This is a genomic window from Microbacterium salitolerans (assembly GCF_019720895.1).
Taxonomy (GTDB): Bacteria; Actinomycetota; Actinomycetes; order Actinomycetales; family Microbacteriaceae; genus Microbacterium.
This window is the reverse complement of sequence record NZ_JAHKSH010000004.1, coordinates 265,407-288,395: the sequence shown is the minus strand read 5'-3', so window position 1 is coordinate 288,395 and position 22,989 is coordinate 265,407. Positions and strand designations below refer to the sequence as shown.

Annotated in this window: 16 protein-coding genes; 9 read left to right on the top strand and 7 right to left on the bottom strand. The window is 70.6% G+C overall.

Annotation, left to right across the window (positions count from 1 at the left end; all coding sequences use genetic code 11):
• Window positions 1–56: 56 nt before the first annotated feature.
• The gene (locus KOL93_RS10850; protein ID WP_221585370.1) at window positions 57–305 is read right to left on the bottom strand and encodes a WhiB family transcriptional regulator; all 249 of its coding nucleotides are present in this window, start codon (window positions 303–305) and stop codon (window positions 57–59) included.
• 231 nt (window positions 306–536) lie between these two features.
• Here KOL93_RS10850 and KOL93_RS10845 point away from each other — a divergent pair, with 231 nt between their 5' ends.
• The 3 genes from KOL93_RS10845 (at window position 537) to KOL93_RS10835 (ending at window position 6,448) form a co-directional block, all read left to right on the top strand.
• Window positions 537–935 carry a histidine kinase gene (locus KOL93_RS10845; protein WP_221585369.1) on the top strand — a complete coding sequence of 133 codons (399 nt, stop codon included), beginning with the start codon at window positions 537–539 and terminating at the stop codon, window positions 933–935.
• A gap of 165 nt (window positions 936–1,100) precedes the next feature.
• Entirely contained in the window at window positions 1,101–3,620 is a 2,520-nt protein-coding gene (locus KOL93_RS10840; RefSeq protein WP_221585368.1) for an ATP-dependent Clp protease ATP-binding subunit, read from the top strand.
• Between the two features lie 347 nt (window positions 3,621–3,967).
• On the top strand, window positions 3,968–6,448 hold the full coding sequence (locus KOL93_RS10835) for a rhamnogalacturonan lyase (RefSeq protein ID WP_221585367.1): 2,481 nt from the start codon (window positions 3,968–3,970) through the stop codon (window positions 6,446–6,448).
• 41 nt (window positions 6,449–6,489) lie between these two features.
• Here the strand turns inward: KOL93_RS10835 and KOL93_RS10830 are convergent, their stop codons facing one another.
• The 5 genes from KOL93_RS10830 to xylA form a co-directional block, all read right to left on the bottom strand.
• The gene (locus KOL93_RS10830; RefSeq protein ID WP_221585613.1) at window positions 6,490–7,182 is read right to left on the bottom strand and encodes a sulfite exporter TauE/SafE family protein; all 693 of its coding nucleotides are present in this window, start codon (window positions 7,180–7,182) and stop codon (window positions 6,490–6,492) included.
• 88 nt (window positions 7,183–7,270) lie between these two features.
• Window positions 7,271–8,590, bottom strand: coding sequence for an O-acetylhomoserine aminocarboxypropyltransferase/cysteine synthase family protein (locus KOL93_RS10825; RefSeq protein ID WP_221585366.1), 1,320 nt, complete (start codon window positions 8,588–8,590; stop codon window positions 7,271–7,273).
• A gap of 54 nt (window positions 8,591–8,644) precedes the next feature.
• Complete coding sequence (locus KOL93_RS10820) at window positions 8,645–9,583, bottom strand: quinone oxidoreductase family protein (RefSeq protein ID WP_221585365.1); 939 nt, start codon at window positions 9,581–9,583, stop codon at window positions 8,645–8,647.
• A 40-nt stretch (window positions 9,584–9,623) separates the two neighbouring features.
• Entirely contained in the window at window positions 9,624–11,027 is a 1,404-nt protein-coding gene (xylB, locus tag KOL93_RS10815) for a xylulokinase (RefSeq protein ID WP_221585364.1), read from the bottom strand.
• A gap of 12 nt (window positions 11,028–11,039) precedes the next feature.
• On the bottom strand, window positions 11,040–12,233 hold the full coding sequence (gene xylA / locus KOL93_RS10810) for a xylose isomerase (RefSeq protein ID WP_221585363.1): 1,194 nt from the start codon (window positions 12,231–12,233) through the stop codon (window positions 11,040–11,042).
• 110 nt (window positions 12,234–12,343) lie between these two features.
• On the opposite strand from xylA, the gene KOL93_RS10805 reads away from it, so the two are divergent.
• Window positions 12,344–14,728 (top strand): glycosyl hydrolase family 95 catalytic domain-containing protein, encoded by a 2,385-nt coding sequence (locus tag KOL93_RS10805; RefSeq protein WP_221585362.1) that lies wholly within the window; start codon window positions 12,344–12,346, stop codon window positions 14,726–14,728.
• Window positions 14,729–14,731: 3 nt separating this feature from the next.
• Window positions 14,732–16,138 (top strand): GH1 family beta-glucosidase, encoded by a 1,407-nt coding sequence (locus KOL93_RS10800; RefSeq protein WP_221585361.1) that lies wholly within the window; start codon window positions 14,732–14,734, stop codon window positions 16,136–16,138.
• A 16-nt stretch (window positions 16,139–16,154) separates the two neighbouring features.
• Here the strand turns inward: KOL93_RS10800 and KOL93_RS10795 are convergent, their stop codons facing one another.
• Complete coding sequence (locus KOL93_RS10795) at window positions 16,155–17,183, bottom strand: LacI family DNA-binding transcriptional regulator (protein ID WP_221585360.1); 1,029 nt, start codon at window positions 17,181–17,183, stop codon at window positions 16,155–16,157.
• A gap of 174 nt (window positions 17,184–17,357) precedes the next feature.
• Here KOL93_RS10795 and KOL93_RS10790 point away from each other — a divergent pair, with 174 nt between their 5' ends.
• The 4 genes from KOL93_RS10790 to KOL93_RS10775 are packed head-to-tail and all read left to right on the top strand — an operon-like array spanning window position 17,358 to window position 22,964.
• Window positions 17,358–18,635: an extracellular solute-binding protein gene (locus tag KOL93_RS10790; protein WP_221585359.1), complete on the top strand. Its 1,278-nt coding sequence runs from the start codon at window positions 17,358–17,360 to the stop codon at window positions 18,633–18,635.
• Window positions 18,636–18,643: 8 nt separating this feature from the next.
• Window positions 18,644–19,660 carry a carbohydrate ABC transporter permease gene (locus KOL93_RS10785; RefSeq protein ID WP_221585358.1) on the top strand — a complete coding sequence of 339 codons (1,017 nt, stop codon included), beginning with the start codon at window positions 18,644–18,646 and terminating at the stop codon, window positions 19,658–19,660.
• On the top strand, window positions 19,657–20,535 hold the full coding sequence (locus tag KOL93_RS10780) for a carbohydrate ABC transporter permease (protein ID WP_221585357.1): 879 nt from the start codon (window positions 19,657–19,659) through the stop codon (window positions 20,533–20,535). The genes KOL93_RS10785 and KOL93_RS10780 overlap by 4 nt, the downstream gene beginning before the upstream one ends.
• Before the next feature lie 14 nt (window positions 20,536–20,549).
• Window positions 20,550–22,964 carry a beta-xylosidase/alpha-l-arabinosidase gene (locus KOL93_RS10775; RefSeq protein WP_260406506.1) on the top strand — a complete coding sequence of 805 codons (2,415 nt, stop codon included), beginning with the start codon at window positions 20,550–20,552 and terminating at the stop codon, window positions 22,962–22,964.
• The last annotated feature ends 25 nt before the right edge of the window (window positions 22,965–22,989 follow it).

Below are 22,989 nucleotides of genomic sequence, written 5' to 3'. Positions count from 1 at the left end.
CACGACACACGAGAAGAGGCCCCGTCGATCGACGGGGCCTCTTCTCGTGACGTCGGTCAGCTCGCGCGACGTGCGCGAGCCGCGCGCCGCTTCAGCGCGCGGCGCTCATCTTCGCTCAGCCCGCCCCAGACGCCGGAGTCCTGGCCGGTCTCGAGGGCGTACTGCAGGCATACCTCGGTGACGGTGCATCGCGCGCACACCGACTTGGCCTTCTCGATCTGGTCGACGGCCGGCCCGGTGTTTCCGACGGGGAAGAACATCTCGGGGTCGACTGTCAGGCAGGCGGCCTTGTCACGCCAATCCATGCGGTGGTGCTCCTTGCGAGGTGGGGTCTGTCAGGGGAGATTCAGCGAAGATCTTCGGGTCGATTACGCTGGATGTGAGTGGGCCGAAAGACCCTTCGCCCCACCACGCTGTGGGAAACACACCGTTAACAATTGTCATACAGGTGATGCCATGGATCAAGGGTTTTCGTGAATCCCCAGGAACCAAGGTGCCCGCGTTCGGCTTCGCGGCGGCGCCGTTGAGAGGTGCACATGACGTCTTCCGTCGCTGATCGGGCGCCGGCAGTGCGCATCGCCGCGGGCCTGCTCGCGCTCGAGGCGCTGGCTCTGCTCGGTCTCACGGTGTGGCAGATCGCATCGCTGGTCCGAGGTGACGTCGCTGAGCTCGCCACGTCGATCGCCCTCATCGTCATGAGTCTCGCGGGCGTCGCGGCGATCGCCGCCTTCGCGGGCGCCGTCTGGGCGGCGCAGTCGTGGGGGCGCTCCGGCGGCGTCGTCGCGCAGGTCCTCATCTTCGCGGTGGCGGTCGGCGCGGTGCAGGGGCCGTATCCCCACTGGGGCACCGCGCTCGCGCTCGCCGTGCCCGCCGTCGTCACATTCGTCTCGCTTCTTCTTGCGACGAGGGCCGCTCGTTCCGTCCGCGAGGACTGACCACACGCGACGCGCGCGATGAAGACCCCCGGGAGGCCGGGGGGTCTTCGTCGTCTCCGGGACTGCTCGGGAATACCTCGGAGGGATCCGCGTTGAAGTTGACAGATGTCGACTCAGGTTTAAAACTTGAGTCGAAGCGAATCAACTTCACCCAGGAGGATCGATATGGCCGACACGGACTTTCCCGCGAACGACGGCAGGTCGTTCGACGAGTTCCTCGCGCGCCTGCTGCAGGGGAGTGCGCAGCGGAGCCGCACGATGGACATGCGGCGCATTCTGAGCGCACGCACGTACGAGATCATCCAGAAGGCGGGCGCCTATGCGCTGGGCCGGGGCCAGGCCGAGCTGGACGCCCTGCATCTGCTGAGGGTGCTCGCAGGCGACGACGGCGTTCGCAGTGCGCTGCAGGCCGTCGGCGCAGAGCCGGAGGACGTCATCGCGGAGGCTGAGGCCTCCCTGCCTCACCCGGCGGGAGCCGCGAGCGTCGACGCGGCGCAGATGACCGCCTCGGTGCAGCGGGCGCTGTATCAGGCGCTGCAGATCGCGCGCTCCTCGGGGACGACCTACGTCGATCCCGAGCACGTCTTCTTCGCGCTCGTCCTCGCGCAGGACACCCCGGCGGGCCGGATCCTGTCACAGCGCGGTGTGACGCCCGACGCGCTCATGAGCGGCGTGCGCTCGGAGGCGACGCCGAGTCGGACATCGGAGGAGCAGGCGGGCGCCGGCGGGACCATGCTCGAGACCTACGGCATCGATCTGACGGCACGCGCGAAGGAGGGCGAACTCGACCCCGTCATCGGACGAGAGGCCGAGATCGAGCAGGCGATCGAGATCCTCTCGCGTCGCACCAAGAACAATCCCGTCCTCGTCGGAGAAGCCGGCGTCGGCAAGACCGCGATCGCGGAAGGGCTGGCGCGTGCGATCGTCGAGGGATCCGTGCCTCAGCAGCTCGCCGGCAAGCGTGTCGTCAGCATCGACATGGCGGGGATGCTCGCGGGCGCCCGCTATCGCGGAGACTTCGAGGAGCGTCTCACGAAGACGATGGACGAGGTCGCCGAGCAGGCGGGCGAGATCATTCTCTTCATCGATGAGATCCACACGATCGTCGGAGCAGGCGGCGGTGGCGACGGCGGCGCGATGGATGCCGGAAACATCCTCAAGCCGCGTCTGGCTCGCGGCGAGCTGCACCTGGTGGGCGCCACGACCCTCGAGGAGTTCCGCCGCATCGAGAAGGATGCGGCGCTCGCGCGGCGCTTCCAGCCCGTGCGCGTGGGCGAGCCGAGCATCGAGGACGCGGTCCAGATCCTGCACGGACTGCGCGAGGCGTATCAGGCGCACCATCAGGTCGCGTACACCGACGACGCGCTGCGTGCGGCCGTCGAGCTCAGTGACCGCTACCTCTCCGACCGCGTGCTCCCGGACAAGGCGATCGACCTCATCGACCAGGCCGGGGCGCGCCTGCGTCTGCGCCTCGGTGCGACGTCGACGACGGAACAGCTCGCCGAGCAGCTCGCGATGCTGGAGGCCGACAAGAACCGCGCCGTGCAGGGCGAGCAGTACGAAGAGGCATCGCGGATCCGTGACGAGATCCAGGACGTCCAGGCGCGCCTGGACGGGGCGACGACCGCCGCACTCGCTGCCGACGCGATCGTCGACGAGGAGCAGATCGCCGCGGTCGTGAGCCGTGCCACGGGGATCCCCGCGAGCCGCCTCACGGAGGGCGAGCGCGCGCGTCTCGCACAGCTCGAGCAGGAGCTGCACGCACGCGTGATCGGCCAGGAGGACGCGGTCACGGCCGTCGCGAAGTCCGTTCGCCGCAGCCGCACGGGGATGGGGGACGCGCATCGTCCCGTGGGGTCGTTCCTCTTCCTCGGGCCGACGGGCGTCGGCAAGACCGAGCTCGCGAAAGCGCTCGCAGGCAGTCTCTTCGACGACGACGGAGCGATCCTGCGCTTCGACATGAGCGAGTACGGCGAGCGCCACACCGTGAGCCGGCTCGTCGGCGCTCCTCCCGGGTACGTCGGCTACGACGAGGCGGGGCAGCTCACGGAGCGCGTGCGTCGCAACCCGTACTCGATCGTGCTGTTCGACGAGATCGAGAAGGCCCACCCCGACGTCTTCAACCTGCTGCTGCAGGTGCTGGACGACGGGCGCCTGACCGACGGCCAGGGCCGCACGGTCGACTTCCGGCACACGGTGATCATCATGACGTCGAACCTCGGAAGCGAGTTCCTCGCCTCCCGCGCGGGGGCGATCGGCTTCTCGCAGACGGGGCGGGAATTCGAGGAGAAGGATCTGCGCGATCGCGTGATGGGGCGGCTGCGCGAGCAGATGCGACCCGAGTTCCTGAACCGCATCGATGAGATCGTCCTGTTCCGCAAGCTCGATCGCGCGCAGCTGCGGCAGATCGTCGAGCTTCTGCTCGGATCCACGCGTCGGCACCTCGCCGCACGCGAGGTCGAGCTCGAGGTCGCGGACGCGGCGCTCGAGTGGCTCGCCGAGCACGGACATCAGCCGGAGTACGGCGCGCGGCCGCTGCGTCGCCTCATTCAGCGCGAGATCGACGACCGCATCGCCGACCTCTTCGTCTCGGGCGAGCTGGTGGACGGCGGAGCCGTGCGCGTCGAAGTGGCAGGAGGCGCGCTCATCGCGTCCGCGATCGGCGCGCCGGCGCTCGCCGCCTGATCCGGCCGGGCTCCGGGAGGTGCGCTTCCCGGAGCCCGCGTCGGGTGCAGAATGCGCACCACGATCTGGCGATCTGCTGGATGGTGCGCTCGCGACGCATGCAGTGTGGTGCGATCATTCACGCTCTGTTCAGCGATCTGACAGATCGGCGTCCTACAGTTGATCCTGCTGTGAACGGCCCCGGGGGAGTGCTCCTCCCGGGGCCGTTGGGTTTCTCCGGGCGGATCGCGGCGACGGGTTGAAACGATCCAAGCCGGGGTACTAGCCTTTCTTTCAACGGTGCGGGAAAACGCTTTCTGCGCGACGACGCGCGGCACCTCGCTCCGGTGGACGGAAGAGGAGATTCGATGTCGAACTCAGTGTTCCGGCGGTCGGCGACGCGCGTGGGAGCGTGCGCGGTGGCGGCCGCCCTGGCGCTCACCGGGCCGGGGATGGTGAATGCGGCCGTGGCGCAGGAGCCCGCCGCACAGGAGCGCCCGCCCCTCGCCCTGCTCGACCGCGGCCTCGTCGCGGCGGCGAGCGATGGCGGTGTGTTCCTCAGCTGGCGACTCCTCGCGAGCGAGACGGCGGGCGCCACGGACTCCGGGATGGCGGGCCCCGACTTCGCGGTCTATCGCGACGGCGAGCGCATCGCGACGGTGTCGGGCAGCACGAACCACGTCGACGCCGACGGATCCCCGGGTGCCGAGTACCGCGTGGCGCCGGTGGTCAACGGCGTCGAGCTCGAGCGCAGTGATGCGGTCACCCCGTGGGCGGGCGGGCACGGCTCGATCCCGCTGCAGAAGCCCGCAGGCGGCACGACCCCCGCGGGCGAGGACTACACGTACTCAGCGAACGACATGTCGGTCGCGGACGTCGACGGCGACGGCTCCCTTGAGTACGTCGTGAAGTGGGACCCGTCGAACGCGAAGGACGTGTCCCAGGTCGGCTACACGGGCAGCACCTACGTCGACACGTACGCGGCCGACGGCACGCTCCTGAACCGCATCGACCTCGGGGTGAACATCCGCGCGGGTGCGCACTACACGCAGTTCCTCGCCTACGACTTCGACGGCGACGGATCCAGCGAGCTCATGATGAAGACGGCGCCGGGCACGCGCACGATCGCGGGGGGCGAGGAGACGCCGATCACGATCCCCGAGGAGGATCGTGCCGACGGCGTCACGCACGAGGACGACTACCGGATGTCGGCAGCCGACTACGCCGAGCACCTCGCGGGCGTCTTCCGCGGCTGGTCGGAGCGCGAAGAGGTCACCTCGGGTCAGTGGCCGGCCACGATCGAGGAGGCGCTCGGCATCGAGCCTCGATACGACTACCCGCTCGCACAGGCCGACGCTGAGGAGCTCGTCGACCACTTCATCGATGTCTACGCGCCGTCGCGCAGCGGCCGCAACGCGCTGCGCGATTTTGAAGGATTCATCCTCTCGGGTCCCGAGTACCTCACCGTGTTCGACGGCGAGACGGGCGCCGAGCTCGACACCGTCGCGTACGATCCGGGGCGCGGCGACGACGGACTGCTCTGGGGCGACTACGCGATGAGCCGCATCGAGCCGGGCAACCGCGTCGACCGCTTCCTCGCCGGCGTCGCCTCGCTGGACGGTGTCTCGTCGTCGGCGATCTTCGCGCGCGGCTACTACACGCGCGCTGCGATCGCCGCGTACGACTGGGATGGCGAGCAGCTCACCCAGCGGTGGCTCGCCGACAGCGGCCACGCGCCGATGACGAATCCGTTCGACGACTCGCCCCACGGCCGCGACGGCACGGATCCCGAACTCGGCACGCTGACGACCCAGGGCTTCCACTCGCTGTCGGCCGCTGACGTCGACGGAGACGGGCGCCACGAGATCGTCTACGGCAGCGCGACGCTCGACGACGACGGATCGCTGCTCTACAGCTCGACGGACGTCCTGCCCGAGGACAGCGCCGACCCGGGGGCCGTGGCGAAGCTCGGACACGGCGACGCGATGCACGTGACGGACATCGTGCCGGAGCGGGACGGGCTCGAGATCTTCACGGTGCACGAGGGCGGCGCCTGGGCGCCGTACGGCTGGGCGCTGCGCGATGCCGCGACGGGCGAGATCCTGGGCGGCGAGTACTCCGGGCGCGACACCGGTCGCGGCATGATCGGAGACGTCGACCCGGAGCGGCCGGGCCTCGAGTACTGGGCCTCGATGCCTCCCGGGTCCGACCTCCCCGCCGGGGCCCTCGGCACGAACCAGTCGATCCGCTGGGCCGGCGACATGACGACGCAGATCGTCACGGGGCACGGCGACGCCGACGTCTCGATCGTCGACGGCGACGGCTCCACCGTCCTCGAGATCGAGGGCGCGCGCACCAACAACGGCACGAAGGGAAACCCCTCGCTCGTGGCCGACCTGCTCGGCGACTGGCGCGAAGAGCTGCTCGTGCGCGACGCCGACAGCACCGAGATCCAGATCCACACGTCGACCGAGGTGACGGATCGCGCGCTCACCACGCTCCTGCAGGATCCGCAGTACGCGCCCGAGGCCGCGCGTCAGAACACGGCGTACAACCAGCCGAGCTACACGAGCTACATGCTCGCGAGCGACATCGACTACGGCGACGTGCCCGTCTTCACGACCGCGGTCACGGCCGAGGCGCCGGCGTTCGTCGACGAGCGAGGGCGTGGGCGGGACGGCTACGTCATCCCCGACGCGGAGCACGTGACGTACTACGTCGACGGCGAGCAGGTCGATCCGGGCTTCCACCGCGAGAAGCGGTGGGTCTCGATCACGGCGGTGCCCGACGCGTGGTTCGCGATCGACGGCGACGCCACGTGGTCGCACACGTTCACTGCGGGACGGTGATCGCCGGAGAGGGGGGCGGGCCCCCTGGCTCGCCCCCTCTCTCAGAACAGCAGGTAGACGGCCCCGACGACGGTGAACGCGATCACGACCGCGTCGAAGATCCGCTGGCTCAGCCGCGAGATCGCCCAGCGGCCGATCGCCGCACCCACGAGGACGGGGATCACGAGCATCGCGTCCATCGCCAGGGTCGTCGGCGTGATCAGCCCGAGCCCGACGGAGAACGGCACCTTCGCGAGGTTGACGATCGCGAAGAACCACGCGGCCGTCCCGAGGAACGCCTTCATCGAGAACCGCGACGCGAGGAAGTACATGCCCATGACGGGGCCGCCCGCGTTCGCGACCATCGTCGTGAATCCGCCGAGCGACCCGTAGAGCGTGCGCGTGCCTCGCCCCGCCGCGATCGCGCCGTCGGGATCCGGCCGGCGCCGGCGCCACAGGGTGAGCGCGACGAGGAGGAGAAGCACCACGCCGATCGTGCGCTTGACCCCCGTGTCGCCCACGAGCGCGAGGAACGCGACGCCGATCAGCAGACCGACGAGGACCGACGGCGCAAGGCGCAGCAGCGTGGGCCAGTCGGCGTGACGACGATAGAGCCACAGCGCGAGCATGTCGCCGACGATCAGGAGCAGGAGCATGGCGCCCGTCGACTCCTTCGCCGGCAGGGCGGTCGCGAACAGCGCGATCCCGACGGTGTTCGCACCGGGAAGGCCGGTCTTCGAGACGCCGATCGTCATCGCGCCGACGACGAGTGCCGCCCACGCAAGCGGGGCGAGATCGGGGAGCGTCACTCCGTCACGCTAGCGGGTCGGAGAGCCCCGCGCGTCACAGCGCGTCGAGCGCCTGGCGCAGGTCGGCGATGAGGTCGGCCGGATCCTCGAGTCCGACCGAGATCCGGATCGTCGACCAGTTCATTCCCGCGGCGGCGAGCTGGGCGGGCGTCATGTGGTTGTGCGTCATCGACGCCGGGTGGCACACGAGGGTGCGCGCGTCGCCGATGTTGGCGACCAGCTTCACGATCCGCAGCGAGTCGATGAACTGCGCCGCGCGCGCGAACGACTGCGCGTCGTCCGCGCCCTCGGGCTCGACGAGTTCGAACGCGTACACCGACGGGAGACCCTTCGGGTACAGCGCGCGCCCGATGCCCAGGTACGGGTTGTCGCGCAGCCCGGGGTGATGCACGATGCGGACCGCCGGGTGATCCTGCAGCACCTGTGCGACCTCCAGCGCGCTCGTCGAGTGGCGTGCGACGCGGAGGTCGAGCGTCTCGAGGCCCTCGAGCAGCTGGAACGCATTGAACGGGCTGAGCGCGGGGCCGAGGTCGGCGACGAACTTGCTCTTCACGAGCGTCGTGAACGCGCCGTCGCGGCCGAATGCGTCCCACAGGGCGACGTCGCCGTAGCGCCAGTGCGGCTCGAACAGGCCCGGCCACTTCTCGGGATCCGCCGTGAAGTCGAAGGTGCCGAGGTCGACGACGATGCCGCCGAGGGAGGTGCCGTGGCCGCCGATGAACTTCGTCGCCGAGTGCACGACGATGTCGGCTCCGTGATCCTTTACGCGGATGAGGTGGGGCGTGGCGACCGTGTTGTCGATGACGAGGGGGATGCCCGCGTCGTGCGCGATGGCGGCCACGGAATCGATGTCGAGCACCTGCGCGACGGGGTTCGCGACGGTCTCCGCGAAGAACAGGCGCGTGTTCGGTCGGACGGCGTCGCGCCATGCATCGAAGTCGTCCTGGTCGACGAAGGTGACCTCGATGCCGAAGTCGCGGAACGTGTCGTCGAAGAGGTCGACTGTTCCGCCGTAGAGCGAGCTCGACGCGACGATGTGCCCACCGGGAGCCGCGAGGGCCAGTGCGGCGACCGTTGTGGCCGCCTGTCCGGACCCGACCGCCGCGGCCGCGACGCCGCCCTCGAGCTCCGCGAGGCGCTTCTCGAGGACCGCCTGCGTCGGCGTGCCGTTGCGGCTGTAGATGTTGCCCTTCTGGCGCAGAGCGAACAGCTCGCGCGCCTCGTGGAGCGACGGGAACTCGTACGCCGAGGACTGGTAGATCGGCGTCGCGACGGTGTTCTGGGGGGTGCCGGGAACGTATCCGGCGTGAAGCTGGGTCGTCGCGAAGCCGCGCGCGCCGTCGGGATTCGTCATCTCACCATTGTCCCGCGGAGATATCGCTCCCGACGATGCGTGTGACGTCGTGTGTCAGGGGACGAGGATCAGCTTGCCGTGCGCACCGTTCTCGTTCGCCATCTGGGCCTCGCCGGCCTGATCGAGTGCGTACTCGGCGCCGAGCTCGACGTCGAAGTACCCCGAAGCCATGAGCGCGAGAGCGACCGGCATGGCCTCGGCGCGCCAGGCGTTCTGCTGGGCCGTGAGGGGCGCGCGGGATCCGCCCGCGAAGGCGCGCAGCCCCATCTCGTCGGCCTTCGCCCCGATGACGATGGTCGCGATGCGGTCCGTGTCGTCGAGCAGCTCGAGCGACGCCTCGAGTACGCCGTCGGCGCCCGCGCAGTCGAGGATCGCCGTGACGCCGTCGGGCGCCGCCTCGAGCACGCGGCCCGTGAGGCCGTCGCCGTAGGCGATCGCCTCGGCGCCGAGGTCGCGCACGCGGTCGGCGCGGGCGTCGCTCGTCGTCGCGATGACGTGCGCCCCGAACAGCACCGCGAACTGGATCGCGGCCTGCCCGACGGATCCGGACCCGCCGTGGATGAGGAGAGTATCGTCTTCGCGGATTCCGAGCGAGCGGAGCGCCTGGTAAGCCGTGCCTGCCGGGATGCCGAGCGCGGCGCCGTGGGCGGCGGTCACGCCAGCCGGGCGCAGGAAGACCTTCGCGGCGTCCACGACGACGTCGGACGCGTAGGATCCGGCGGCGCCGAAGAACGCGACGGCGTCGCCGGCACGGAACCCGTCGACGCCCTCCCCGACAGCGGAGACGACGCCCGCGCCGTCGGAGCCCGCGCGCCAGGGACCGTCACCCGGCAGAGGGCGCACGCCGGAGCGCAGCTTGCGCTCGACGGGATTGACGCCCGCGGCCTCGACCGTCACGGCGACCTCGCCGGGGCCGGGAGCGGGATCTGCGATCTCGACGACCTCGAGCACCTCGGGACCGCCGACTGTCGTGAACTGCACTGCCTTCGCCATGCCGACAACGCTACCGTCGCGGCGGGCGGCTGCGCCGCCGTCAGTCGAGTCGGGCGCGGTAGGCGTCGCGGAGATCCACGTGAGGATCCGCCGCGAGCTCCACGAGGAGCTCGGGACGCCAAGAGGGGCGCGCGTCGGACAGGGCCCACGCCGCCTGCGTCGCGGCGCCGAGGGCGACGTACTCGCCCGGGTCCGGGACGGCGACGGGGAGACCGAACACCTCTGCGGCGATCCGTTGGACGGCCGGGCTCTGCGCGGCACCGCCCGTGAGCAGGATCCGCCCCGCTTCGACGCCCTGCGCGCGCATCGCATCGAGGCCTTCGGCGAGGCCGCAGAGCACGCCCTCGATCGCTGCGCGGGCGAGGTTCTCGCGGGTCGTGGACGCGAGCGTCATGCCGAACAGCGTGGCCGTGGCGTCGGGGCGGTTCGGTGTGCGCTCGCCCTCGAACCACGGCTGGAGGACGAGGCCCGAGGACCCCGGAACCGCCGCCAGCGCGAGATCGGCGAGTCCCTCGTGGTCGACGCCGAGGAGCGCCGCGACGGCGTCGAGGACGCGTGCGGCGTTGAGCGTCGTCACGATCGGGAGGAAGCCGCCCGCGGCATCGGCGAAGCCCGCAACGGTTCCCGACGCATCGCGCGTCGGGGTCTCCGAGACGGCGAAGACGGTGCCGCTCGTGCCGATCGAGACGCCGATGTCGCCTGCGCGGGCGCCCATGCCGAGCGCCGCCCCCGCGTTGTCTCCGCAGCCCGCGCCGACGACGCGTCCAGCCGCATCCGACACGTGCTCGGTGGTCCCGAGCACGCGCGGCAGGACGACGCCCGACGCGTCGCGACGCAGCGCGCGCGACAGCAGCTCGCGGTCGTATTCTCCCGTGGACGCGGTGAAATAGCCCGTGCCGCTCGCATCCGAGCGATCGGTGACGAGCTCGTCGAGCTGCGGTCCGAGATCCGATTCGCCCGCCGGGCCGTACCCGCGCAGGCGCCACGTCAGCCAGTCGTGGGGGAGAGCCACGGCCGCCACACGCGCCGCGTTCTCGGGCTCGGCATCGGCCAGCCAGCGCAGCTTCGTGATGGTGAACGACGCGACGGGGACGAGCCCCGTGCGCGCGGCGAAGGTCTCGGCGCCAACCTCCTCGGTCAGGGCCGAGGCCGCCGCCGCGGAGCGGGTGTCGTTCCAGAGAAGGGCATCGCGGATGACGCGGCCCTCGATGTCGAGCGCGACGAGGCCGTGCTGCTGGCCCGCGATGCTCCACGCCGCGACGTCGTCGAGGCCGCCGGCGTCGGCGAGCGCCTCGCCGAGCGCGCGCCACCAGTGTGCGGGATCGACCTCGGACCCATCGGGGTGCGAGGCGCGACCCGAGCGCACGACGGCGCCCGAATCGGCATCGCACACGACGACCTTGCAGCTCTGCGTCGACGAGTCGACGCCGGCGACGAGCGACATCCGGCGCCCGCCCTACGAGCGCGCGCCGAGCAGGTGCTCGGTCGCGAGCTGCTGCAGGCGGACGAAGCCGAAGCCCTTGCCGCCGAGGTACGCGTTCGCGTCGAAGTCCTCATACGCCGAGCGGTCGGCGAGCAGGTCGTCGTAGCTCTCGCCCGCGCCGAGCGTGGGCGTGCGCAGCTCGGCGACCTTCGCGGCCGCGAGTGCCTCCTGCACCTCGGGGTCGGCGCGGAACGCCTGTGCGCGCTCCTTCAGCAGCAAGTAGGTGCGCATGTTCGCGGCGGCCGACTCCCACACCCCCGCCTCGTCCTCGGTGCGGCTCGGCTTGTAGTCGAAGTGGCGCGGGCCCGTGTACGCCTGGCCGCCGCCCGGGGCGCCGTGCTCGAGCAGGTCGACGAGCGAGAAGGCGTTGTGCAGGTCGCCGTGACCGAACACGAGGTCCTGGTCGTACTTGATGCCGCGTTGGCCGTTGAGGTCGATGTGGAAGAGCTTGCCGTGGAACAGCGCCTGCGCGATGCCGGCCGTGAAGTTCAGGCCCGCCATCTGCTCGTGGCCCGTCTCGGGATTGAGGCCCACGAGCTCGGGACGCTCGAGCGAGTCGATGAACGCGAGGGCGTGGCCGAGCGTCGGCAGGAGGATGTCGCCGCGCGGCTCGTTCGGCTTCGGCTCGATCGCGAAGCGGATGTCGTAGCCCTTGTCGGTGACGTAGTCGCCGAGCAGGTTGACGGCCTCGCGGTAGCGCTCCAGCGCCGCCTGGATGTCCTTCGCGCTGTCGTACTCGGCGCCCTCGCGGCCGCCCCACATGACGAAGGTCTTGGCGCCGAGCTCGGCGGCGAGGTCGATGTTGCGCAGGACCTTGCGGAGCGCGAAGCGGCGTACGGCACGGTCGTTCGACGTGAAGCCGCCGTCCTTGAAGACGGGGGCGCTGAAGAGGTTCGTCGTGACCATCGGCACGACGATCCCGGTGTCGGCCATGGCGCCCTTGAGCCGATCGATCTGCGTCTGGCGCTCGGCGTCGGTGGACCCGAAGGCGAACAGGTCGTCGTCGTGGAACGTCAGGCCGTACGCGCCGAGCTCGGCGAGCTTCTCGACGCCGTGCACGACGTCGAGCGCGGGGCGGGTGGGGCCGCCGAACGGGTCGGTGCCGTTGTAGCCGATGGTCCAGAGGCCGAAGGAGAACTTGTCGGCCGGGGTGGGGGTGAGGGACATGAGGGTGCCTTTCCACGTCGTCGGAGAAATGTTGTGAAACAGAACATATCAGGAGCGCGGGTGGGTGCACAACGGTCGGATCCGGCGCGCCGCGACCTATGGTGGACCGCGTGCACACCGATGTGAAACCGTTCCCTCGCCGCCGCGCGCGCCGCTCTTCTGGCCGCCGTCTCGTCTTCGACGGGCAGGCAGACGACTGGCTCGAGGCGCTCCCGCTCGGCAACGGCAGGCTGGGGGCGATGTGCGGAGGCGGAATGCACGCCGTGCTCGACCTCAATGAGGAGACCCTCTGGTCGGGCGCTCCCCAGCGCGACGAGCGTCAGCGTCGGGTCGCCGCAGCGGAGGCGCAGGACCTGCTGCTGCGCGCACGCGCCGCCGTGCTCGCGGGGCGACCGCAGGAAGCAGAGGAGCTGCTCGCGCGCCGGCAGTCCGACTACGCCCAGGCGTTCCTGCCCGTCGGCCGCCTCGTCGTCGGGGCGGAGCAGCCGGATCCGGTGGATGTCGTGCGCACGCTCGACCTGCAGACCGCCGTGCATGAGACGCGCGCGGGCGAGGCGATCGCGGAGACGTTTGTGTCACAGCCCGCGCAGGTCGTCGTGCACGCGATCACCGGCGGCAGAGGAGACCCGGCGCTCGACTTCACATCGCCCCTGCGCGAGACGTCGCGCGACGTCTTGGACGACGGGTTCGTCGTGCGACTGCAGGCGCCCCTCGACGTCGCCCCGGGGCACGAGCCGTCGATGCCCGCGGCGACGTGGCCCGAGCCGGGGGAGAGGTCGGTCGAAGCCGTCGTGGTCGTGCGGCGCCGCGCGGAGCAGGAGCGCGTCGTCATCGTCGCCGCGATCGAGACGACGTACGCGGGGCCGACGGCGCCGCTCTCGCCCATCGCCGAGGCCGAGAGCCGGGCGCGGCAGCGGGTGGAGGACGCACTGCGGGAACCCTACGAGCGACTGCGGGACGAGCATGTCCACGCCCACCGGACGCTCTTCGACCGCGTGCAGCTCGACCTCGGCCCCGCACCCGATCTGCCCACCGACGAGCGCCTGTCGCACGCGCGCGCGAGCGGGGACGTCGCGGCGGCGGATCCGGATCTCGTCGCGACCCTGTTCGACTACGGTCGCTACCTGCTCATCTCCTCGGCGCGACCAGGCGGTCTCCCCGCGAACCTGCAGGGCGTGTGGAACGCCGAGATGCGCCCGCCGTGGAGCTCGAACTACACGCTCAACATCAACGCGGAGATGAACTGCTGGGCATCGGAGGTGACGGATCTTCCCGAGACGGTCGATCCGCTCATCCGCTTCGTCGAGGCGCTGGCCGAGCGCGGCGCGGTCACGGCGGCGCACGACTACGGGGCACCCGGCTGGACCGCGCACCACAACAGCGACGCCTGGGCGTTCACGGCGACGACGGGAGCCGGGCACGGGGCCGTGAAATGGTCGTTCTGGCCGTTCGCGGGCGCCTGGCTCACCCGGCACCTGACCGAGCATGTCGCGTTCGGCGCAGCTCCGGAGGGATTCGCTGCCGACACGCTCCGCCCGCTCGCGCGCGGCGCGGCGCGATTCATGCTGTCATGGCTCACCGAGACGCCCGACGGCGCGCTCGGCACGGCGCCGTCGACGTCACCCGAGAACGCGTTCCGAACGGGCGACGCCGAGGTCGGCGTGGGGGTGTCGAGCACCATGGATATCTCGCTCGCGCGCGAGCTGCTCGAGACCGTCGTCGCACTCGAGGACGACCCGGCGGATCCGCTGGCGCGAGAGGCGCGCCGGGCGCTCGACCGGATCCCCACGCCCGCGTCGCGTGTGCGCGCCGACGGCGTCCTCGAATGGGATCGCGCCGTCGACGAAGCGGATCCCGCACACCGCCACGTCAGTCATCTATACGCGCTCTACCCCGGTGCGGCCGCCGACGAGAGCTTCGAGCGCGCCGCGGCCGTGTCGCTCGACCGGCGCGGCTTGGACTCGACCGGATGGTCGCTCGCGTGGAAGCTCGCGCTCTGGGCGCGGCTCGGGCGGTCCGACCGCGTGAGCGCGCTGATCGAGCTGGTCTTCCGCGATGCGCACGCGAATGCGGCGGGTCACGCGGGCGGGCTCTATCCGAACCTGTTCGCCGCGCACCCGCCGTTTCAGATCGACGGCAATCTCGGGTACGTCGCAGGCATCGCCGAGTGCCTCGTCCAGAGCCATCGTGGACGGATCGAGCTGCTGCCCGCGGTTCCGTCGACGCTCGGCGCCGGGAGCGTGCGCGGCCTCGTCGCCCGCCCCGGGATCCACGTCGACATCGAATGGCTGGACGGCGCGCTCGTCGAGACCCGGCTCCGGGCGCGTCCCGGTGCGGAGGGCTGCGTGCGCGTGGAGTGGGCGGGGCATGGCGTCGATGTCATCGTCGAATGCGACGCCGAGATCATCGTGACGCGCGGTGACATCGACGACGCGCCGCGAGACCGCGCGGGCGATGATCGCTCGGCTCAGGCTGGCCGCGGCCCTATGGTGTAGCGCGTGCACACCGACTATCGCGACATCCCGCTCCAGTTCCCGCCCGGATTCGTCATCGGATCCGCGACCGCGTCGTATCAGATCGAGGGCGCCGCCGCCGAGGGTGGGCGCACGCCGTCGATCTGGGACACGTTCAGTCACACGCCGGGGCGTACGTGGAACGGCGACACCGGCGACATCGCCTGCGACCATTACCACCACCTCGAGAGCGACCTCGATCTCATGGCGCGCCTCGGGCTCGAGGCGTACCGCTTCTCGATCTCGTGGTCGCGCGTGCTCCCGAACGCCGGTTCGGTCGTCAGCCCCGACGGCATGGGGTTTTATTCGCGGCTCGTCGACGGTCTGCTCGCGCGCGGGATCCGACCGATCGCGACGCTCTATCACTGGGATCTGCCGCAGGAGCTCGAGGACGCGGGCGGATGGCCGAATCGCTCCACGGCCGAGCGATTCGCCGAGTACGCGGCGCGCACGGTGGAGGCGCTCGGCGATCGCGTGCACACCTGGACGACGCTCAACGAGCCGTGGTGCGCCGCCTACCTGGGGTACGGATCCGGCGCGCACGCACCCGGCCGCACGAACGGGGCGGACGCGCTCGCCGCGGTGCATCACCTGAACCTCGCGCACGGCCTCGCCGTACCGGAGATCCGACGTGCGGCGACGAACGATCCCGACGTGTCGGTCACGCTGAACTTCCACGTCGCGCGCGGCGAGGAGGAGGCGGTGCGCGGCGTCGAGGCCCTCGCGAACCGCGCCTTCACGAGCCCCTTGCTGCGGGGGCGATACGACGACGACCTGCTCGCGCAGACGTCGGCGGTCACCGACTGGTCGTTCGTACAGGACGGCGACCTCGAGAGGATCCACCAGCCGCTCGACGTCCTCGGCGTCAACTACTACTCGACCGTGACGGTGCGCACATGGGACGGCTCGGCGGAGAAGGTACGCAACGACGGGCACAAGGACGTCGGCGGATCCCCGTGGCCCGGCCTCGACGACGTCGAGTTCCTGCCGCAGGAGGGGCCCTACACGGATATGGGGTGGAACATCGCGCCCGACGGGCTCGAGGATCTCCTCGTGTCGCTGTCGGAGCAGTTCCCCGCGCAGCCGCTCATGGTCACGGAGAACGGGGCGGCGTTCCCCGACGTCGTGACGGAGACGGCCGACGGGCCGCGCGTGCACGACGCCGACCGCACCGACTATCTGGTGCGGCACTTCGGCGCCGCCCGGCGCGCGATGGATCGCGGCGTGGACCTGCGCGGCTACCTCGTGTGGTCGCTGCTCGACAACTTCGAGTGGGGCTACGGCTACTCGAAGCGGTTCGGGATCGTGCGGGTCGACTACGACACGCGGGAGCGCATCGTGAAGGACAGCGCGCGCTGGCTGTCGGGCGTGATCGCCCAGCAGGAGGCGTGAGGAGGAGGCGGCGCCGTCACGCGCGCGGCGCCGCCGTCGATCCCCGCACGATCAGATCGGCCGACATGCGGATGTGCGTGGGCTCCGCGCCGTCGTCGATCATGCGCACGAGCAGATCGACGGCCGAGCGGCCCATCGCCGCCAGGGGCTGTCGCACCGTCGTGAGGGGCGGCGTCGTCGCGGCCGCCTCCGGCACGTCGTCGAAGCCGACGACCGACAGGTCGTCGGGGAGGCGGAGGCCGCGCCCGGACGCGACGTGCATCGTCTCGATGGCCGACAGGTCGTTCGCGGCGAAGATCGCGGTCGGGGGAGTCGGCAGGTCCAGCAGCGCCGCGGCTCCCTCGGCGGCTTCGGCCGGGCGGTATCCGCCCTCGGCGATGAGCGCGGGATCCACGTCGAGGCCCGCCGACTGCAGCGCCTCGCGGTAGCCCTGCTCGCGCAGGCGTGCGGACTCGAGGTCGCCGCGCCCGCGGAGGTGCGCGATCCGGCGATGGCCGAGGCCGATGAGGTGCTCGGTCGCCTCGCGAGCTCCGCGGAGGTTGTCGGTGTCGACGGTGGCGGGGCTCGCGGGCCCCGTGTGCGGGTCGATCGCGACCATCGGCACGCTCGTCTCGGGCAGGCGCACGGTCGGGGTCACCACGACCGCCCCGTCGATGAGCGTGCCGCCGAGGCGCGAGAGCGACCGGCTCTCCCAGCCGTGGTGCGAGCCGCTCGAGACCGCGCCCGCGTAGGCGAGGACGTCGTACGCGGTGTCGCTGAGCGCCTCGGACACGCCGTGCAGGAGCTGCAGGGCGAACGGCTCGAACTCGGCGACGAGCACGCCGATGACGTGCGTGCGGCTGCGGCGCATCGAGGTCGCGACGAGCGAGCTCTCGTAGCCCAGGTCGTCGACGACGCGCATGACGCGCTCGTTCGTCGCGGCGGCGACGCCGTAGCGCCCGTTGATGACCTTCGAGACGGTCGCGACGGAGACGCCCGCGGCTCGCGCGACGTCGGTGATGGTCGTGCGGCCCGCGTGCGCGAGTCGTGAGGGCGTGCTGGTCATGATCCTCACCGTAGCCCGCCGCGACGCGGATCCGGTGTTCGGACGCGAGAAATAGAAAACGTTATCGATAACGATTGACAAGCCGCTTTCGCAGTGCCAGAGTCAGTGCCGACATCCGGTGGGACGAGCCACCGGGCGCGAGGCGCACGCCACTCGACGAGGAGAAGAGACGCCATGAGAACACGCAGGATCTGGGCCGCCGCGGGCATGACCGCCGCCGCGAGCCTCGTGCTCGCGGGATGCGCGGGAGGAGCGGGCGGGGGAGACGGTGATCAGATGGACCTCTGGCACAACTCCACGACCGGAGACGGGAAGGCCTTCTGGGACGAGGCGGCCGCCGCGTTCGAAGAGGAGTCCGGCGTCGCCATCAACGTGACGTCGATTCAGAACGAGGACCTCGACGGCAAGCTCCAGACCGCCGTCAACTCGGGTGATATGCCCGATATCTTCCTCCAGCGCGGCGGCGGAAAGCTCGCCGACATGGTCGACGCGGGCGTCGTGAAGGATCTGTCGGATTCGATCGCGGACGACACGATGGAGGCGTACGGCGACGCCGCATTCAGCGCCTACGGGATCGACGGCGGCACCTACGCGATGCCCATGTCGGTGCTCCCCGGCGGCATCTTCTACAGCCAGGACCTGTTCGCCGAGGCGGGCATCGACGCCGAGCCGACCACGATCGACGAGCTGAACGACGCCGTCGACAAACTCAAGGACGCGGGGATCCAGCCGATCGCGCTCGGGGCGAAGGACGCCTGGCCGGCCGCCCACTGGTTCTACTTCTTCGCGCTGCGCGAGTGCGATCAGCCGACGATCGAGAACCTCACGACCGAGGTCGACTTCTCGGACGAGTGCTGGACCACAGCCGCCGAGGACCTGCAGGAGTTCGCCGATACCGAGCCGTTCAACGAGGGCTTCCTCACGACCCCCGCACAGGAGGGCGCCGGATCCTCGGCGGGCCTCGTCGCGAACCACCAGGCGGCCATGGAGCTCATGGGCGGATGGGACGTCGGCGTCATCGCGGGCCTCACCCCCGACGGCGAGCCGCTGGCCGACCTCGGGTGGTTCCCCTTCCCCGCGACCGACGGCGGTGCGGGCGACCCGACGGCGCTCATGGGCGGCGTCGACGGATTCTCGTGCGCGGAGGACGCGCCCGACGCCTGCGCCGACTTCCTGAACTTCCTCGCGCAGCTCGAATGGCAGGAGAAGTACGCGGCGGCCTTCCAGTCGATCCCGGCGTCGCTGGACGCGCAGTCGGCCGTCACGGATCCGGCCCTCGAGCCCATCATGGCGGCGTACAACGACGCGGCCTACGTCGTCACCTGGCTCGACACGATGCTCGGTCAGAACGTCGGCAATGCGCTCAACACCGGCGTCGTCGAGATGCTCGCCGGCCAGGGCGGCCCCGAGCAGCTCGTCGAGACGGCGGCGCAGGCCGCCGAACGAGGCTGAGGTCGCGGATGAGCATCTCCCCGGAGACGCACCTGGTGCGCACGTCCGAGGAACCCGCCACCGGGGCCGGCGCACCTGCGCCGGCCCCGGTGCCGAGACCGAAGCGCCGTGCCGACTGGCGGATGCGCGGCGAGATCGCGCTGATGGCCGGCCCCGGAATCGTCGTGTTCGTCTTCTTCGTCATCCTGCCGGTCCTGATGGCGGCGTTCTACGGGTTCTTCCGCTGGAACGGCTTCGGGTTCCCCGATGACTTCATCGGCCTCGACAACTACGTCATGATCCTGCAGGACCAGACGTTCCGCGATGCCGTGCTGCACAACTTCACCATCGTCATCGCGTCGCTGATCCTGCAGGGGCCGCTCGCGATCCTGTTCGCGCTGCTCATGAATCAGAAGATGCGCGGGCGCTCCCTCATCCGCGTGCTCATCTTCGTGCCGTACGTGATCTCCGAGGTCGTCGTCGGCACGGGCTGGTCGCTCATGCTGCAGGACGCCGGAGCCGTGAACGCGTTCCTCGAGAGGATCGGGCTCGAGGATCTGCAGCAGTCGTGGCTGGCGGATCCCGCTATCGCGATGGGCACGCTGATGGTGATCATCAGCTGGAAGTACATCGGCTTCGCGGTCATCCTCATGCTCGCGGGCCTGCAGTCGATCCCCGAGGAGCTGTACGAGGCCGCGGCGATCGACGGCGCCGGATTCTGGCAGACGCAGTGGCGCATCACGCTTCCGCTGCTCGGCCCGACGATCCGCATCTGGGCGTTCCTGTCGATCATCGGATCGCTGCAGCTGTTCGACCTCGTCAACATCATCTGGGGCCAGTACGTCGCCGCGACGGCGGGCACCTCGACGATGGCGACCTACATGTATCAGAACGGTCACCTGGCCGGGAACTACGGCTTCGGAAACGCCGTCGCCGTCGTCCTGTTCGTCATCTCGCTCGTCGTCGCCCTCGTCTATCAGCGCGTCGTGATGCGTCGCGACACGGCGGGCGCCGTGACGGGCCCGAGCGGAAGGAAGAAGGCATGACCGCCACCTCCGTCGCCATCCGGGCCGTGAGGGCCGACGGCACGCCGACGCGCAGGAAGGGATCCTGGGGCAACCCGTGGACGTACCTGCTCGCGACGATCCTCGTCGCGGTGTGCATCGGCCCCGTCCTCTACATCATCATCGGCGGGTTCCGCTCGAACTCGCAGATCACGGCGGACCCCTCGGGCATGCCCGACCCGTGGGTGATCGACAACTACATCTCGGTCCTCGGATCGAGCGAGTTCTGGATCGCCATGGGCAACTCGACGATCTCGGCCGTCGGCACGACGGCGGGCGCCGTCGTGCTCGGCGTCATGGCGAGCTACGTGATCGCGCGGTACGACTTCGCCGGCAAGGGCGCGATGTACATGCTGTTCGCCGCGGGCCTCATGTTCCCTGTCACGGTCGCGATCACACCGCTGTACCTGCTCGTGCGCAATCTCGGCCTCGTGAACAGCCTCGCGGGCATCATCCTGCCGCAGATCGCCTTCGCGCTGCCGACGACGATCATCATCCTCGTCCCCTTCCTGCGGGCGATCCCGAAGGAGCTCGAGGAGGCCGCGTCGATCGACGGCACGGGACGCCTCGGCTTCTTCTGGCGCATGGTCGTGCCGCTGAGTCTTCCGGGCGTCGTGACGGTCGGGATCCTCGCGTTCGTCACGACGTGGAACGCGTACATGCTGCCGCTGTTCATCCTCAACGACGCGAACCTGTTCACGCTGCCGCTCGGCGTGCAGAACTTCGCGTCCCAGTACTCCGTCGACACGGCGCGCGTCCTCGCCTACACGTCGCTGTCGATGGTGCCGGCGCTGATCTTCTTCAGCCTGTTCGAGAAGCGGATCGTCGGCGGACTGACGGGAGCCGTGAAGGGATGACGACCATGACGACCATGACGAAGACAGAGAACGAGACGGAGCAGACGGTGCCCGCGATTCCGGAGACGACGGCGCGCGTGCGAGGGCTTCTCGCACAGATGACGCTCGAGGAGAAGGCCGCGCAGCTGGTCGGATACTGGCTGGATCAGGGCGGCGAGGTCGTCGCCCCGATGGCCGACGAGATGGCGACGACCGACGCGACCAGATCACTCGCCGACATCACGCGAGACGGCATCGGCCACTACACCCGGGTGTTCGGCACGCGCCCCGTCGAGCCCGCGATGCGCGCGGCGTGGCTGCGCGACGAACAGCGGCGGCTCGTGCGCGAGACCCGGCTCGGGATCCCCGCGATCGTGCACGAGGAGTGCCTCACGGGTCTCGCCGCGTGGAAGGCCGCGACCTTCCCGACGCCGCTCGCGTGGGGGGCGTCGTTCGACCCGGCCCTCGTCGAGGAGATGGGCGCGGCGATCGGCGACTCGATGCGGGAGATCGGCGCCCACCAGGGCCTTGCGCCCGTCCTCGACGTCGTGCGCGACGTGCGCTGGGGGCGTGTCGACGAGTGCATCGCCGAGGATCCGTACGTCGTCGGCACCGTCGGCACGGCCTTCGTTCGCGGCATGCAGTCGGCCGGTGCGCACGCGACGCTCAAGCACTTCCTGGCGTACTCGGGGTCCCAGGCCGGGCGCAACCACGCGCCCGTGCACGCCGGCCCGCGCGAGATCGCCGACGTGTTCCTCCCGCCGTTCGAGATGGCCATCCGCGACGGGGGCGTCCGGAGCATCATGAACAGCTACGCCGAGATCGACGGCGTCCCCGTGGCCTCGGACCCGCGGATTCTCACCGACCTCCTGCGCGACCGGCTCGGCTTCGACGGCGTCGTCGTCGCCGACTACTTCTCCGTCGCATTCCTCGAGGTCATGAACCAGGTCGCGGCGAATCGAGGAGAGGCCGCGCAGCTCGCGCTGGAGGCCGGCATCGACGTCGAGCTGCCCTCGGGAGACGCGTACCTCGCACCTCTCGTCGACCGCGTGCGGAGCGGATCCCTCGACGAGCGATACGTCGACCGCGCCGTCCTGCGGGTGCTCGCGCAGAAGGAGGAGCTCGGTCTGCTCGAGCCCGGCGCCTTCGACGCCGACGTCCCGGACGCCATCGATCTGGACACCCCGCGGCATCGCGACATCGCCCGGCGCCTCGCGACCGAGTCGATCGTGCTGCTGTCGAACGACGGCGTCCTGCCGCTCGCGACATCCGCGCGGCGCGTCGCGATCATCGGTCCCAACGCCGATCGACCGGAGGCGCTGCAGGGGTGCTATTCGTTCGCCAACCATGTGCTCGCCCACCACCCCGACCACGAGATCGGATTCGAGATCCCGACCGTCGCGGAGGCGCTCGCCGCATCGCTCCCGCAGGTCGAGATCGTGCAGGCGCGCGGCTGCGAGGTGGAGGGCGACGACACGAGCCGGATCGGCGAGGCCGTCGCGGCGGCCGAGGGAGCCGACGTCGCGATCGTCGTCGTGGGCGACCAGGCGGGGCTCTTCGGCCGCGGCACGGTCGGCGAGGGCAACGACGTCGACTCGCTCGATCTGCCCGGCGCCCAGCGCGAGCTCGTCGAGCGCCTCGCCGAGACGGGCACGCCCGTCGTCATGGTGATGCTCACGGGGCGCCCATACGCCGTCGGCTGGGCACTCGACGGGCCGAGTCCGCGTCCCGCCGCCGTGCTGCAGTCGTTCTTCCCCGGCGAGGAGGGCGGCACCGCGATCGCGCGCATCCTCACGGGGGAGTCCGTTCCCTCCGGACGCCTGCCCGTCTCGCTGCCGCGCTCCGCGGGGGCGCAGCCGTACAGCTATCTGCAGCCGACGCTCGGCGGCCCGAGCGACGTGACGTCGACGGATCCGACGCCGGTGCGTCCGTTCGGGTTCGGGCTGTCGTATGCGTCGTTCGCGTACCGGGACCTCGCGGTCGACGCGGAGGCGCGCGCGGGCGGATCCTTCCGTGCGAGCGTCGTCGTCGAGAACACCTCCGGTGTCTCGGGGGTGGACGTCGTGCAGCTCTACGCACGGGACGTCGTCGCGTCGGTCACACGACCCGTCGCGCAGCTGCTCGCCTACGCGAGGGTCGCGGTTCCTGCGGGGGAGTCGCGCCGCGTCGCGTTCGACGTTCCGACCCAGCGCCTGGCCTTCAGCGACCGGCGCATGGTGCGCGTCGTCGAGCCCGGAGACGTCGAGGTGTGGGTGGCTTCGCACGCGGCGGCGGCGCCGGTCTCGCCGCACGCCGACGAGGCGACGGGCGGCGTGATCCGCAACGAGCGCGGCCGCGCGGCCCGGGATCTCCCCGGCACCGCGACGCCCCGCGCGCGGCTCGCGATCACCGGCGACGTGCACGAGGTGGGAGCGGAGGATCCGCGGATCGCCACGGCGACGGTGGTCTGACGCGGTCAGGGTCGCTCGTCGGCGT

Coding starts and splice junctions, on each gene's coding strand:
- KOL93_RS10850 (WP_221585370.1), bottom strand. CDS start 305: ATGGATTGGCGTGACAAGGCCGCCTGCCTGACAGTCGACCCCGAGATG.
- KOL93_RS10845 (WP_221585369.1), top strand. CDS start 537: ATGACGTCTTCCGTCGCTGATCGGGCGCCGGCAGTGCGCATCGCCGCG.
- KOL93_RS10840 (WP_221585368.1), top strand. CDS start 1,101: ATGGCCGACACGGACTTTCCCGCGAACGACGGCAGGTCGTTCGACGAG.
- KOL93_RS10835 (WP_221585367.1), top strand. CDS start 3,968: ATGTCGAACTCAGTGTTCCGGCGGTCGGCGACGCGCGTGGGAGCGTGC.
- KOL93_RS10830 (WP_221585613.1), bottom strand. CDS start 7,182: ATGACGATCGGCGTCTCGAAGACCGGCCTTCCCGGTGCGAACACCGTC.
- KOL93_RS10825 (WP_221585366.1), bottom strand. CDS start 8,590: ATGACGAATCCCGACGGCGCGCGCGGCTTCGCGACGACCCAGCTTCAC.
- KOL93_RS10820 (WP_221585365.1), bottom strand. CDS start 9,583: ATGGCGAAGGCAGTGCAGTTCACGACAGTCGGCGGTCCCGAGGTGCTC.
- xylB (WP_221585364.1), bottom strand. CDS start 11,027: ATGTCGCTCGTCGCCGGCGTCGACTCGTCGACGCAGAGCTGCAAGGTC.
- xylA (WP_221585363.1), bottom strand. CDS start 12,233: ATGTCCCTCACCCCCACCCCGGCCGACAAGTTCTCCTTCGGCCTCTGG.
- KOL93_RS10795 (WP_221585360.1), bottom strand. CDS start 17,183: ATGACCAGCACGCCCTCACGACTCGCGCACGCGGGCCGCACGACCATC.
- KOL93_RS10790 (WP_221585359.1), top strand. CDS start 17,358: ATGAGAACACGCAGGATCTGGGCCGCCGCGGGCATGACCGCCGCCGCG.
- KOL93_RS10785 (WP_221585358.1), top strand. CDS start 18,644: ATGAGCATCTCCCCGGAGACGCACCTGGTGCGCACGTCCGAGGAACCC.
- KOL93_RS10780 (WP_221585357.1), top strand. CDS start 19,657: ATGACCGCCACCTCCGTCGCCATCCGGGCCGTGAGGGCCGACGGCACG.
- KOL93_RS10775 (WP_260406506.1), top strand. CDS start 20,550: ATGACGAAGACAGAGAACGAGACGGAGCAGACGGTGCCCGCGATTCCG.